The organism is Candidatus Accumulibacter sp. ACC012 (genome assembly GCF_907163155.1).
GTDB classification, from domain to species: Bacteria; Pseudomonadota; Gammaproteobacteria; order Burkholderiales; family Rhodocyclaceae; genus Accumulibacter; species Accumulibacter delftensis.
In genome coordinates this window covers 414,773-428,420 of sequence record NZ_CAJQUC010000022.1, presented here as the reverse complement: position 1 = coordinate 428,420, position 13,648 = coordinate 414,773, and the positions used below count along the sequence as shown (strand labels likewise).

The following is a 13,648-nucleotide window of genomic DNA, read 5'->3' as shown; positions in this document are numbered from 1 at the left end:
AAGGCATCATGGCGAGGTGGGCTGAGGAGGAACTGAATGGAATCAACCTGGGTGATCGCCGTCGGGACAAACGAGCGATCGCGTTGCTGGATACGCTTTCTGCGAGACCGACGGCGAGTATCCCGGGGGCGTGTTCGGACTGGTCGGAGACGATGGCGGCTTACCGCTTCTTCGGCAACGATGACATTACCTGGGAGGCGATCCTCACGCCCCATTGGTCTTGCTCCCGAAGACGGATCGCGCAGCACAAAGTGGTGCTGATGCTGCAGGACACCACCGAACTGGACTTCAACGGGCAGAGCATCTCTGGCTTGGGGCCGCTGAGCTACGAAGCTCAGCGGGGCCTGTACGTGCATCCGACGTATGCGGTCAGCGTCGATCGCGAGCCGTTGGGCGTTCTGGATGCTTGGATGTGGGCGCGCGAACCGAAGGACGCCGACGGCCGGCGCCCGGGGATCAAAGAGAGTACGCGCTGGATCGAGGGCTATGAACGGCTCGCCGAACTGGCGACGGAGTTGCCAACGACCCGGCTGGTCTACGTGGCCGACCGCGAGTCGGACATGATCGAATTGATGGCTCGGGCCAGCGAAATGGGCCAGCCAGCTGACTGGCTGCTGCGTGCTCAGCACGATCGAGCGCTGCCCGACGGTCAGAAGCTGTGGCAGACGGTGACGTCCGACGAAGCGCTCGGGGGAATCGCCTTCACGATGCCCGCGAGGCAGGGCCAAAAGGCACGTCCGGTACGTCAGCAGCTTTGGGCGCGTGTCGTCGATCTTCCTCATGGCAAGAACCAGACAATCCGGGCCACCTGTGTGGTGGCCAAGGAGATCGATCCACCGGCCGGCAGTCGCCCGGTCGAGTGGCGCTTGCTGACCAATCGCCCCGCCGAGACGCTCGAACAGGTGACGGAACTGATTGACTGGTATCGCGCACGCTGGGAAATCGAGATCCTCTTCCACATCCTCAAGAACGGCTGCCGCATTGAGGCTCTGCAACTGGGAACCATCGCTGGTCTGCAACGTGCCATCGCACTCTACCTCATGGTCTCCTGGCGGATTGCTGTGCTGATGCGATTCGGCCGAACCTGCCCCGAATTGCCCGCCGACTTGTTCTTCCACGAAGATGAATGGCATGCCGCCTACCTCCTTCACAAGAAGAAACCACCCGCTGACCTCCCAACTCTCAACCAGGTCCTGAGATTGGTCGCCATGCTCGGCGGCTTCCTTGCACGCAAAGGCGACGGAGAACCGGGCGTCAAAACCATCTGGCTCGGTTTGCAGCGTGTCATGGATTGCGCTATCGGCCTCCAGTTCATGCGTCAGGCAGATCCTGGGTAAGTTGTGTATAAGGCTATGAGACTAGAGGCCGCAAGCGGGTTCCTCGAAAAAGGAACCCGCCTCGCCTTTGGCTGACTCTTCCGCCACAAGGCGCGATGCTTGAATTTCTCGGGAGTCCTCGATTGACTACTGTGCAATATCGTGCCCTGCTCGCCCTGGGAGCCTTGGCGCTGTGTCTGGCGATTGTTAACGCGGTGATGTTCAGCGCCAATCGGCAGGCGCAGAACGAACTGGCCACGCGCGGCCAATACATTCAGGAGAGCCTGCAACTGGAACCGCTCTACCAGTCCCTGATCAAGTCGCTGGCCGATCTGGCAGCACGCGACAACGATACCGCCCTGCGCGAGCTGCTGGCGTCACAGGGGATCACTTTCACCGCCGGCGCAGCAGCCGCTACGCCACGGTCAGCGCCATGAACGAACATCCGCAGCAACAAGCGAGACTCTTTCTCCCGGTGTTATTGATCGCCCTGGCGCTGGTGGTCTGGTTCGGCTTCCAGGCCAGCCAATTGAATCAGGAACGATCCCAGCTGGCCAACTTGCGCGTCAATCAGGAAACCACCTATCAGAACGCGCAGAAAATGCGCGCGCAGCTCGATTCACTGGCCGCCGGCACGCAAAAGCTGGCCAGCGCCGGCAACAGGAACGCGCAGTCAGTGGTAGGCGCACTGCAACAGCGCGGTATCACCATTAATGCCGAGGCCAAGCCGGCCGCCCGGTAACTCCTGAACGAAGGCTGCACGCCGGGGGCCCGGCAACAGCGCAGGGAGTCGCGCAGCTGGCTCGCCGGGATCCGGGTATCCGACGTAGATTCGCCTTGCTTGCCGACCCGCAAGCGCTAAGATGATGGGCTTTGCGCCAGCGCGGCGCCGCCCGGAGTCGCAATGAACCTCCTGAAGACCCTCGCCACCGTCAGCAGCATGACCCTGCTGTCGCGTATCCTCGGCTTCGTGCGCGACTTCGTGATTGCCCGTACTTTCGGTGCCGGCCTGCTCACCGACGCTTTCTTCGTCGCTTTCAAGCTCCCCAACCTGCTGCGCCGGCTTTTTGCCGAAGGCGCTTTCTCGCAAGCCTTCGTGCCGATTCTCGGCGAATACCGGAACCAGCGCGGCACCGAGGAAACCCGGCTGCTGGTGGATCGTGTCAGCAGTGCACTTTTCCTTCTCGTCCTGGCCGTAACCGTGCTCGGCATGGGCGGCGCCTCACTGCTCGTTTACCTCTCGGCACCGGGCTTTGCCGACGACCCGGAAAAGTTTGCCCTCACCGTCAGCCTGACGCGCATTACCTTCCCCTACATTCTCTTCATGTCGCTGGTCGCACTCGCCGGCGGCGTACTCAACACCTGGAGTCGCTTTGCCGTTCCCGCGTTCACGCCGGTGCTGCTCAACGTCTCCTTGATCGCCATGGCACTTTTTGCGACGCCGTACTTCGAGCCACCGATCATGGCGCTGGCCTGGGCCGTGCTTATCGGCGGCGCGGTACAGCTGGCCTTCCAGCTTCCCGCGCTGAAGCGCATCGGCATGCTGCCAAGATTCTCCCTAAAGCTGGGCGACGAGGGTGTGCGACGCATCATGCGCCTGATGGCGCCGGCCTTGCTGGGCGTTTCAGTGGCCCAGGTCAGCCTGCTGCTGAACACCGTTTTCGCTTCCTTCCTGGCCACCGGCAGCGTCTCCTGGCTGTACTATGCCGACCGCTTGATGGAGTTCCCGGCCGGCCTCCTCGGTGCAGCTCTGGGCACCATTCTGCTGCCCTCGCTATCGCGTTACCATGCCGCGCAACAACACGACGATTACTCGCGGCTGCTCGACTGGGGGCTGCGGCTGACTTTTCTGCTTGCGGCACCGGCGGCACTTGCGCTGGCAATTCTGGCGGTGCCGCTGATCACGACACTGTTCTTCCACGGCGCGTTCACCGCCAACGACGTGTTGATGACCCGCAACGCACTGCTCGCCTACAGCATCGGCCTGCTCGGACTGATCCTGGTGAAAGTTCTCGCTCCCGGTTTCTACGCTCGCCAGAATGTGCGTACACCGGTCAGGATCGCGATCATTTCGCTGTGCACGACGCAGCTCTTGAACCTGGTACTGGTCGGCTGGCTGCAGCACGCCGGGCTGGCGCTGGCCATCAGCCTGGCGGCGGTCCTCAACGCGAGTCTGCTTTTCCGCGGATTGCGGCAGAGCGCGATCTATGTTCCGCAACCGGGCTGGTTGCTGTTTTACGCTCGCCTGGGGCTGGCCATGCTCAGCATGGGTGCGGCGCTATGGTTCACCGTCGGCGAAGAAAGCGCCTGGTTGAGCTGGACCCTCAGCCAACGACTGCTGCGTCTTTCGATGCTCGTAAGCTTCGGTGCGGGCGTCTATTTCGCTACACTATGGATCGCAGGTTTTCGCCTGCGCGACTTCAAACGCAGCGCGGCCGAGTAATCAATCAGGAGGACCAACAATGGAATTGAGCAGCAGTAGTTTCAGTGACGGGCAGCAGATCCCGGGTGACTTCGCTTTCTGCATTGCCGATCCCGATCACCATGTTTGCCTGGGCAGCAACCGCAACCCGCAGCTGGCGTGGAGCGGCGCGCCGGCCGGCACGCAGTCCTTCGCCATCATCTGCCATGACCCCGACGTTCCAAGCCAGGGCGACGACGTCAATCAGGAGGACCGCAGCGTGCCGGCGTCGCTGGCGCGCGTCGACTTCTTCCACTGGGTGCTGCTCGATCTACCGGCCAGCCTCGGCGAAATCAGGGAAGGCGAGTTCTGCAGCGATATTACGCCGCGCGGTAAACCCGGTCCGCACGCGCCACACGGCGCACGCCAGGGAATCAACGATTACACCAGCTGGTTTGCCGGCGACAACGACATGCGCGGCGACTACTACGGCTATGACGGCCCCTGCCCGCCCTGGAACGACGAGATCGTCCACCGCTATGTGTTTACGGTTTTTTCCCTCGACGTGGCCCGGCTCGATGTCGAAGGCAAGCTGACCGGCCAGCAGTTGCGTACGGCGATGCAGGGACACGTCCTCGCACAGGCCAGCCTGATCGGCACCTACACGCTCAATCCGGCGCTCAAGGAGGGATAAGCCGGCAGAGCAGACAGCTCACCGATAAGCCGCAGATCCAAAAAAACGGGCCGCATAAATGCGGCCCGTTTTGATTTCTCGGACAGAGTACGGCGCCAAGCCAATAGGCCGCGCGCTGCACCTGCCGACCACGACGTGGCTAGACTACATCTACATCACCTTGACCTCGACACGACGCGACGCGGCGCCTTCGCCGGTGCCGGTAACGGTGACATTGATCGACTCGGGTTTCTTCACTTCGATACGCTCTTCGGAAATTCCAGCCTCTTTCAGAGCTTCACCGACCGCCTGGGCACGATCCGTTGAGAGCGCCGCACTAGCTTCCGTGCTAACACTTGCATCCTGGAAGCCCGAAATGGCGAGCTTGGCGCCGGCATTGGCTGTGACATGGAGGAGGATGCCTTCAAGCTTGATCGCCACATCACCCGGCAGTTCCGCGGAACCGACTTCGAAATACAGCGTCGCACCCGGTAAGGCGGCAGCCATCGCCGCCGCTGGAGCAGCCGAAGCGGCGGCTGCAGCGACCGCGGCCGGAGCCGGAGCAGAAGCCGGAGCCGCCACCGGAGCTTTTGCTGCCGGCATCGGCTTGGCACCCGCGGCAGGAGCCATCAAGGGCACGATCATCAGAGCAACAATGTTGATGATCTTGATCAGCGGATTGACCGCCGGACCCGCCGTATCCTTGTACGGATCGCCGACGGTGTCGCCGGTCACCGATGCCTTGTGGGCTTCGGAACCTTTGCCGCCAAAGTTTCCGTCCTCGATGTGCTTCTTGGCGTTATCCCAGGCGCCACCACCGGTGGTCATCGAGATGGCGACAAAGAGGCCGGTGATGATGGTTCCCATCAGCAGGCCACCAAGTGCCTGCGGACCGAGAAGCAGGCCGACGACAACCGGAACCAGCACCGGCAGCAGCGAGGGGATGATCATTTCGCGGATCGCGGCAGCTGTCAGCATGCCGACAGCACGGGAGTAATCCGGCTTCGCCGTGCCTTCCATGATGCCCTTGATTTCCGCGAACTGACGGCGTACCTCGACGACCACGGAACCGGCCGCACGACCCACCGCCTCCATCGCCATGGCCGCAAAGAGGTAGGGAATCAAACCGCCGAGGAAGAGACCGATGATCACCATGTGATTGGAGAGATCAAAGCTCATGGTGCCACCGAAGCTCGCTTCGAGGGCGTGCGTGTAGTCGGCGAACAGGACCAGCGCGGCCAGACCGGCGGAGCCGATGGCGTAGCCTTTGGTCACCGCCTTGGTGGTATTGCCCACCGCGTCGAGCGGGTCGGTGACATCACGCACCGACGACGGCAAACCCGCCATTTCGGCGATACCGCCAGCGTTGTCGGTAATCGGTCCGTAGGCGTCGAGGGCAACGATGATCCCGGACATCGACAGCATCGCAGTCGCGGCGATGGCGATGCCGTACAGGCCGGCCAGCGCATAGGTGATGTAAATTGCCGCGCAGACGGAGAGTACCGGCAACGCGCAGGCTTTCATCGACACGGCCAGGCCGGCGATGATGTTGGTACCGTGACCGGTGGTCGATGCCTCGGCGACACCTCTGACCGGCGAAAACTCGGTCGCGGTGTAGTACTCGGTGATCCACACCAGCAGGCCGGTCAGAACCAGACCGACGGCCGCCGCCCAGAAAATGCTCCCCGAGCTGATCAGAGAGCCATCAGCGAGCGTCACACCGTCGCCGAGCAGCATCCTGGTCACCGGATAGAAGGCAACCAAGGCCAGGGCGCCGGCCACGGCCAGGCCGCGGTAGAGCGCGTTCATGATCTTGCCGCCATCGTTGGCTTTGACGAAGAAGCAGCCGACGATCGAGGCAAGGATCGATACGCCACCGAGGACCAGCGGATAGACGATCAGGTTGTCGTTGGCATTGGGAACGCCCTGGAGCATCATCGCGCCAAGCACCATCGTCGCCACCACGGTCACCCCGTAGGTCTCGAAGAGGTCGGCGGCCATGCCCGCACAGTCACCGACGTTGTCGCCAACGTTGTCGGCGATGACCGCCGGGTTGCGTGGGTCGTCTTCCGGAATGCCGGCCTCGACCTTGCCGACCAGGTCGGCGCCGACGTCGGCACCCTTGGTGAAGATACCACCGCCCAGACGGGCAAAAATCGAAATCAGCGAGCCGCCGAAGGCCAGACCAATCAGCGGTTGAACCGCATGGTGCAGATCGCCGCCCGGCTCTCTGAGAATGGCGTAATAGCCGGCCACCCCGAGCAGGCCCAGACCGACGACCAGCATGCCGGTGATGGCACCCCCCTTGAAGGCGACATCGAGCGCCGCGGCAATGCCGTTGCGCGCGGCTTCCGCCGTGCGCACGTTGGCCCGTACCGAAACGTTCATGCCGATGAAGCCGGTGGCTCCCGACAGGACAGCGCCGATCAGGAAGCCCATGGCCATGGCCATGCCGAGGGCCAGCCAAATGACGACGAAGAGTACGGCACCGACGATGCCGATGGTGGTGTATTGCTTGTTGAGATATGCAGAAGCGCCTTCCTGAATGGCTTTGGCAATCTCCTGCATTTTCGGATTTCCGGCGGGCAAGCCGAGAATCCATTTAGTCATTACAGCGCCGTAACCCACTGCAATGAGCGCGCAGAGCAGCGCGAACACCAGATAACCCATATACAACCTCCCTCTTTAAAGTTTCCCAGCTCCCAGGGCAACTCCCCGTGGCTCGAATTTACCTCATCCGCGACTCAAACAACAAAAAACCGACTTTTAACACTTTTTGTGCACCCGCGGGTCGTGCCTGGCGAACTGCTCAACTCGACGCAACGGCGACGGCGCGACACGCCGCGGCGGCGAACAAAGCCTTGGCCTCTCCGCAGACGCGACAAACGCCGCAGCAGCGGCATTGGTAAGGCCGCGACAACCCCATGCCCGTAATCGAGAAGCGACCGCGCAGGCCCTGGCGTACTGCGCCGAGGCAATTTTCTTCCGATCCACCGTCATTGGCAGCGAGCGCTACTGCAAAGCATCGAAAGCGGCTTTCTTGATCTCCTCGACACTTCCTACACCGGCAATTCTCGGGCACTTCGGCGCGTTCGGGTCGCCAGTGGCCGCCCACGCCCGGTAGTAGTCGAGCAAGGGCTTGGTCTGCGAATGATAGATCTGCAAGCGCTTGCGGACCGTTTCCTCCTGGTCGTCGGCGCGCTGAATCAGCTCTTCTCCCGTCGCATCATCCTTTCCGGGCTCTTGCGGCGGGTTGAAGCGCAGATGATAGGTACGACCGGAGGAAAGATGAACGCGACGACCACTCATCCGTTCGATGATTTCCTCGTCGGCAACGTCTATTTCCAGCACATAGTCGAGCGCCACGCCAGCGACTTTCATCGCCTCCGCTTGTGGCAAGGTGCGCGGGAAGCCGTCGAAGAGATAGCCCTCGGCACAGTCGGGCTTTTGTAGGCGATCCCTGACCAGGCCGATGATAATCTCGTCGGAGACCAGCCCCCCGGAGTCCATGACCTTTTTGGCAGCCATTCCCAGAGGGCTGCCCGCCTTGACCGCCGCACGCAGCATGTCGCCGGTCGAAATTTGCGGGATACCGAAATGCTCACAAATGAACTGGGCTTGCGTGCCTTTTCCGGCCCCTGGCGCACCTAGCAGAATGAGTTTCATGATTCGCTTTCGTTGATTTTCAAATCGAGCAAATTGTCCAGCAGTTCAGACACTTGCAGTTCAGTTACCAGCTGCTGCCAGCACGTTGTCGTGACCAATACGGTGCAACTTACCCTCAAACTGGCGCACGGTCAAACTTTTTGAACCATGCCTGAACACGCTGCGCATCCGCAGGCGTATCGACGCCAGCGGCCGGCAGCTGGTCGGAAATCGCCACACTGATGCGAAAACCGTGCCACAGGGCACGCAACTGCTCGAGAGCCTCGAGGTTTTCGAGCGGCGAAGGCGCCAAGCTGGCATAGGTGCGCAGGAAACGCGCCCGATAGGCGTACAGCCCGACGTGCCGATAGGCAAGCATCTGCGCGGGCAGCGTTTCGCCGCCGGCCTCGCGTGCAAAGTGGTCGCGGGCGTAAGGAATCGGCGCTCGCGAAAAATACAGCGCGTCGCCAGTGGCCGCGAGCACCACCTTGACCACATGCGGGTTGAAGAAATCAGCGGCATCGACGACCGCGTGCGCAAGAGTCGCGATGTCGGCGCCGCTCTGTGCCAGTTGGGCCGCCGTCTGGGCAATCAGCGCCGGGTCAATGAGGGGCTCGTCGCCCTGCACATTGACCACCACGGTGTCGTCGCTCCAGCCGGTGGCCTCGACCACCTCGGCCAGGCGATCGGTGCCGCTGACGTGATCGGCACGAGTCAGCAGGGCGCGCAGGCCATGGCTCTCGGCCGCGGCCAGGACTTGCGGATGGTCGCTGGCCACCAGCACCTCGTCGGCCCCCGACAAGATGGCGCGCTCGGCGACGCGCACGACCATCGGCTTGCCGGCCAGGTCGAGCAGTGGCTTGCCTGGCAAGCGGGTCGACGCGTAGCGCGCCGGAATGACCACCTTGAACGGCATCGCAAGCATCCTTGAAGGAGGCGCTCAGGCGTCGTCGGTAGTCAGCGGGCGGGCTTCATCCTGCAGCATGATCGGGATACCGTCGCGGACCGGAAAAGCGAGCTTGCAGGGCTTGCAGACCAGCTCGGACTGCGGCTTGCGGTATTCGAGGTTGGCCTTGCAGATCGGGCAGACGAGAATATCAAGCAGTCGTGCGTCCATTGAGTTTCTCCAGAATTATCTCGAAAAGATCAGCGCCACCTGGCGGGCCGCTGATAACCGCTTCGACTGGCAGAAGCCAAGCCTCGCCGGTCACAATCGGCGCACATTTTACCGCATCTTTCTCGGTCATCAGCAGCACTCCGTTGCTGGCAAAGGCCAGGTCGGCGGCCGTGTAGGGATGGTGATCGGGAAAGGGATGGGCCTCGAACTCCAGCCCCAGCGCCTGCAGTTGCGCAAAAAAACGACCGGGATCGCCGATGCCAGCCAGAGCATATAGTTTGCAAGCGCGCAAGGACGCCGCCTCGCAACTGTCGGCAGGCGCACCGGCAAGCCCGCCGGCAGCGACGAAGCGCTGGCCGATGAGGCGCATGTCGAACTGCGGACAATCCCTGGCGGCGTCAGCCACCAGGGGCTCGCGGCGGCCGTTCCAGACCACCGCGGCGACCCCCGCCAAGCGCCGCAGTGGCTCGCGCAGGGGGCCCGCGGGCAGCAGCCAGCCATTGCCGACGCCGCGCCCGTCAAAAACCACCACTTCGACCACCCGCTGCAAACGATAATGCTGCAGGCCATCGTCGGAGACGATGACGTCACATTCGCCATGGGCGGCCAGCAATGCTTGCCCGGCCGCGACGCGATCGCGGCCGACGAAAACCGGCACGCCGCTACGCCGCGCGAGCAGCAGCGGCTCATCGCCAACCAGCGCCGGCGACGAGCCGGGGGCCACCGCGTGCACGCCCTCGCCGCGGCCACTGCCACCATAGCCGCCACTGATGATCCCGGGTCGCCAACCCGCTTCGCGCAGGCGCTCGACCAGCCACAGCACCAGCGGCGTCTTGCCGCTACCCCCGACGGTCAGGTTGCCGACGACGATCACCGGCGCTGGCAGCCGCTGTGTGCGCAATACCCCGCAGCGGAACAGCCAGCGGCGCAGCCCGGCGAGCCCGGCGAACAGCCAGGACAGCGGCAGTAGCGGCCACAGGGCGGGAGTCAGACGGCGCTCGTACCAGCGCCGGGGAAGGCTACTCGCGAGGCCGCCAGCGGCCATCAGCGCGGCGATTGCGTGGCGAAGGAAATGCGCGGGTAACCGGCGGCCTGAGCGGCCTGCATGATGTCGACCACGCTCTGGTGCGTGGCCTTGGCGTCGGCGTTGATGACGATCACCGGGTCCTTGGCGTCGCCAGCGGCACGGCGCAGCGCAGCACTGATCGCCTGCACGCTGACCGCGTCGAGCGGCGTCTTGTTGACCAGCACCTGGCCGGACGGGGTCACGCTCACGCTGACTTCATTGGGCGGTTCGTTCTGCTTGCTGGCGTCGGCCGTCGGCAGGTTGATTTCCAGCCCGGAGAACTTGGCGTAGGTGGTCGTCAGCATCAGAAAGATGATGATCACCAGCAGCACATCAATAAAAGGGATCAGGTTGATCTCCGGAACGTCGCTGCTGCGACCGCGGCGAAAGTTCATCGTCGCCTCCTCAGGACCGACGTTCGCCGTGCAGGACTTCGACCAGACGCACCGCCTGTTGCTGCATATCGATGACGAAAGTAGAAACGAGGGCCCGGAAGTGGCGCCAGAAGATCATGCTCGGAATGGCAATCATCAGCCCAAAGCCGGTGTTGTAGAGGGCGATCGAAATTCCGTGTGCCAGCTGCATCGGGTTGCTGCCGCTGGGCGACTGCGAAGCGAAAATCTCGATCATGCCGACAATGGTGCCGAAGAGACCCATCAAGGGGCTGATCGAGGCAATGGTGCCAAGCGTCGTCAGATAGCGTTCGAGCTCGTGCGAGACGACGCTGCCAGCCTCCTCGATCGACTCCTTCATGATTTCGCGCGAACTGCCCTCGTTGCGCAGACCGGCGGCGAGCACCCGGCCGAGCGGCGAATGCGCCTCCAGATCGACGACCATCGCCTGCGTGGCACCACGTTGCCGGAACTCGGTGACCACCCGCTGCAGCAGGTCGGGCGGCACGACTTTGACTCGGCGCAGCGCCACCAGGCGCTCGATAATCAGCGCCACAGCCACTATCGACGCCAGCAGCAAGGGCCAGATGGGCCAACCAGCAGCCTGAACGATGGAAAACACGGTGCACCCCAGATGATTTTCAAGGGGGGAACTTTAGCCTGCGCCAGCATTTGCGGCAAGTGCCGAAGCGCTCCGAACCAATTCCAGCCTCGTCGCAGGGCGGCGAGCGAACGCCAAGCAACCCGCGCACCCTGGCCGGCAGATCGGTAATCCACAGAAGCTGTGGACAAAAGAGCTGCCAGCCTGTTGGCAAGCAGTACAAGTGGCGGACGGGCAAGCGTTTTTTTGCGGCGCCTGTCGAGCGAGCAAGGCATGTAGAATTCGCGGATGGCAGACACCGTCCCCCGCAGCAACGCCTTCCCCACGAGCCCTCCGGTGATCCCGGTGGCCATGCTCAATCGCCTCGCCCGCGAGCGACTCGAGGCCGCTTTTCCTCTGTGCTGGGTCGCCGGCGAGGTCTCCAACCTCAGCCGCGCAAGTTCCGGACATGTCTACTTCTCGCTCAAGGATGCCGCCGCACAAGTGCGCTGCGTGATGTTCCGCAGCCGCGCACAAGTGCTCGGCTGGCAGCTGGAAAATGGCCAGCAAATCGAAGCTCGGGTACTGGTCACGCTCTACGAGGCGCGCGGCGACTTCCAGCTCAACGTCGAAGCGGCGCGCCGCGGCGGCGTCGGCAACCTCTACGAACAGTTCCTGCGTCTCAAGGAAAAGCTCGAAGCCGAAGGGCTCTTCGCCAGCGCCGGCAAACGCGCCCTGCCAATCTTCCCACGCTGTGTCGGCGTCGTCAGCTCGCTGCAGGCGGCGGCTCTGCGCGACGTGCTGACGACGCTCGCGCGCCGCGCTCCGCAAGTGAGCATCGTCCTCTACCCGACGCCGGTGCAGGGTGACGGGGCTGGCGCGCAAATTGCCGACGCCATTCGCCGTGCCGGCGAGCGCCGCGACTGCGAAGTGCTGATCGTCTGTCGCGGCGGCGGCAGCATGGAAGACCTCTGGGCATTCAACGACGAGCGCGTGGCGCGCGCGATCCACGCCTGCCCGCTGCCGGTGATCTGTGGTGTCGGCCACGAAACCGACTTCAGCATCGCCGACTTCGCCGCCGATCAGCGGGCGCCGACGCCGACCGCTGCCGCCGAACTTGCTGCCCCCGAACAGGCCGCCCTGCTGGCGCGCCTCGCCGCCTCGCAAAGCGCGCTGCGCCGACAGATCGAGCAGCTTCTTGAACAACGCAGCCAACAGCTCGACTGGCTGGCTCGCCGCCTGCAGCACCCGGCGCAGTACCTGGCCCAGCATCGCGAACGGCTGCGCAATCTGCAACGCCAACTCGGCACCGGCCTGCTCCAGGCCAGCAGCCGTGCGCGCGGCGAACTGACCCAGCTCAGCCGTCGCCTGTTGCTCAAGCGCCCGGACCCGGCGCGCCACGGCGGTCGGCTGGCCGCGCTGGCACCCCGGCTGCGCAGCGCCTGGCAGGACGCGCAACACGGCAGGCGTGCCGACCTCGAACGGCTGGCTGCCGGACTCGCGCACCTCAACCCGCAGGCGGTCCTGGCGCGCGGTTACAGCGTCGTCACCAACGCACAAGGCGAAATCGTCCGTGACAGCGGTAAGCTGGAACCAAGCGCACGAATCGCTGTCTTGTTGCCCCGTGGGCGCGTCGAAGCCGAGGTGACCGCACTTTTCGCGGATCATGGCGGGCCTGACGGAATGCCCTTTGCAACAAGCGGCATTGCCAGTACCGCTGGCCGCGCATAGAATCCCGCAGTCGCTGATCCACGGATGAAGAGAAAATCTTCACCAGACCCATTCACCGCGCTAGTTTTCACCCTGTTTTCACCCTGTAACCGCCGTCACGGAGGACAACAATGGAACATCAACTGCCGCAACTTCCCTTTGCCATCGACGCTCTGGCGCCGCACATGTCGCAGGAGACGCTCGAATACCACTACGGCAAGCACCATCAAGCCTACGTCACGAATCTCAACAACCTGATCAAGGGAAGCGAATACGAAGCCCTTGACCTCGAAGCAATCGTCAAGTCAGCGCCCGCTGGCGGCATCTACAACAACTCGGCGCAGGTCTGGAACCACAGTTTCTTCTGGAACTGCCTGAAACCCGGGGGTGGTGGCGCACCCGCCGGCGCGCTGGCCGAAGCGATCGACGCCAAGTGGGGCTCGTTTGCCGAGTTCAGCAAGGCCTTCCAGGCCTCCGCCGTCGGCAACTTCGGTTCGGGCTGGACCTGGCTGGTCAAGAAGGCCGACGGCTCGCTGGATATCGTCAACATGGGCGCTGCCGGCACGCCGCTGACCACCGGCGACAAGGCCCTGTTGTGCATCGACGTCTGGGAACACGCCTACTACGTCGACTACCGCAACATGCGTCCGAAGTTCGTCGAAACCTTCCTCGCCCAACTCGCCAACTGGAGCTTCGCCGAGACGAACTTCGCCGGCTAACGGTCATGACACGTGGAGACACCCCGAAT

The 13,648-nt window shown here is 63.3% G+C and carries 14 protein-coding genes; 7 read left to right on the top strand and 7 right to left on the bottom strand.

The annotated features are described in order from the left end of the window. The first annotated feature begins 8 nt into the window (after positions 1 to 8). The 5 genes from QZ648_RS22690 (at position 9) to QZ648_RS22670 (ending at position 4,411) form a co-directional block, all read left to right on the top strand. A complete protein-coding gene (locus tag QZ648_RS22690; RefSeq protein ID WP_291998387.1) occupies positions 9 to 1,337 on the top strand; it encodes an IS4 family transposase in 1,329 nt (442 codons plus the stop codon). 122 nt (positions 1,338 to 1,459) lie between these two features. Next, complete coding sequence (locus tag QZ648_RS22685; protein WP_169067726.1) at positions 1,460 to 1,753, top strand: hypothetical protein; 294 nt, start codon at positions 1,460 to 1,462, stop codon at positions 1,751 to 1,753. Next, entirely contained in the window at positions 1,750 to 2,058 is a 309-nt protein-coding gene (locus tag QZ648_RS22680; protein ID WP_169067727.1) for a hypothetical protein, read from the top strand. Before QZ648_RS22685 ends, QZ648_RS22680 begins: the two co-directional genes overlap by 4 nt. A gap of 162 nt (positions 2,059 to 2,220) precedes the next feature. Next, a complete protein-coding gene (gene murJ, locus QZ648_RS22675; protein WP_291998386.1) occupies positions 2,221 to 3,759 on the top strand; it encodes a murein biosynthesis integral membrane protein MurJ in 1,539 nt (512 codons plus the stop codon). A gap of 19 nt (positions 3,760 to 3,778) precedes the next feature. Then, entirely contained in the window at positions 3,779 to 4,411 is a 633-nt protein-coding gene (locus QZ648_RS22670) for a YbhB/YbcL family Raf kinase inhibitor-like protein (RefSeq protein ID WP_291998385.1), read from the top strand. Between the two features lie 150 nt (positions 4,412 to 4,561). Here QZ648_RS22670 and QZ648_RS22665 read toward each other — a convergent pair whose 3' ends face one another. From QZ648_RS22665 to QZ648_RS22635, 7 genes are all read right to left on the bottom strand, one after another. Then, on the bottom strand, positions 4,562 to 7,060 hold the full coding sequence (locus QZ648_RS22665) for a sodium-translocating pyrophosphatase (protein ID WP_291998384.1): 2,499 nt from the start codon (positions 7,058 to 7,060) through the stop codon (positions 4,562 to 4,564). A gap of 342 nt (positions 7,061 to 7,402) precedes the next feature. Then, a complete protein-coding gene (gene adk, locus QZ648_RS22660) occupies positions 7,403 to 8,056 on the bottom strand; it encodes an adenylate kinase (protein ID WP_291998383.1) in 654 nt (217 codons plus the stop codon). A 115-nt stretch (positions 8,057 to 8,171) separates the two neighbouring features. Beyond that, complete coding sequence (gene kdsB / locus QZ648_RS22655) at positions 8,172 to 8,960, bottom strand: 3-deoxy-manno-octulosonate cytidylyltransferase (protein WP_291998382.1); 789 nt, start codon at positions 8,958 to 8,960, stop codon at positions 8,172 to 8,174. Positions 8,961 to 8,975: 15 nt separating this feature from the next. Continuing rightward, positions 8,976 to 9,152, bottom strand: coding sequence for a Trm112 family protein (locus tag QZ648_RS22650; RefSeq protein ID WP_169067732.1), 177 nt, complete (start codon positions 9,150 to 9,152; stop codon positions 8,976 to 8,978). Continuing rightward, entirely contained in the window at positions 9,133 to 10,197 is a 1,065-nt protein-coding gene (lpxK, locus tag QZ648_RS22645; protein ID WP_291998381.1) for a tetraacyldisaccharide 4'-kinase, read from the bottom strand. The genes QZ648_RS22650 and lpxK overlap by 20 nt, the downstream gene beginning before the upstream one ends. Further along, positions 10,197 to 10,613: a biopolymer transporter ExbD gene (locus tag QZ648_RS22640; protein WP_169067734.1), complete on the bottom strand. Its 417-nt coding sequence runs from the start codon at positions 10,611 to 10,613 to the stop codon at positions 10,197 to 10,199. Before QZ648_RS22640 ends, lpxK begins: the two co-directional genes overlap by 1 nt. Positions 10,614 to 10,623: 10 nt before the next feature. Continuing rightward, positions 10,624 to 11,232 (bottom strand): MotA/TolQ/ExbB proton channel family protein, encoded by a 609-nt coding sequence (locus QZ648_RS22635; protein ID WP_169067735.1) that lies wholly within the window; start codon positions 11,230 to 11,232, stop codon positions 10,624 to 10,626. Positions 11,233 to 11,499: 267 nt separating this feature from the next. Here QZ648_RS22635 and xseA point away from each other — a divergent pair, with 267 nt between their 5' ends. Further along, positions 11,500 to 12,921: an exodeoxyribonuclease VII large subunit gene (gene xseA, locus QZ648_RS22630; protein WP_291998380.1), complete on the top strand. Its 1,422-nt coding sequence runs from the start codon at positions 11,500 to 11,502 to the stop codon at positions 12,919 to 12,921. Positions 12,922 to 13,031: 110 nt separating this feature from the next. After that, a complete protein-coding gene (locus QZ648_RS22625) occupies positions 13,032 to 13,619 on the top strand; it encodes a Fe-Mn family superoxide dismutase (RefSeq protein WP_169067737.1) in 588 nt (195 codons plus the stop codon). Positions 13,620 to 13,648: the final 29 nt, after the last annotated feature.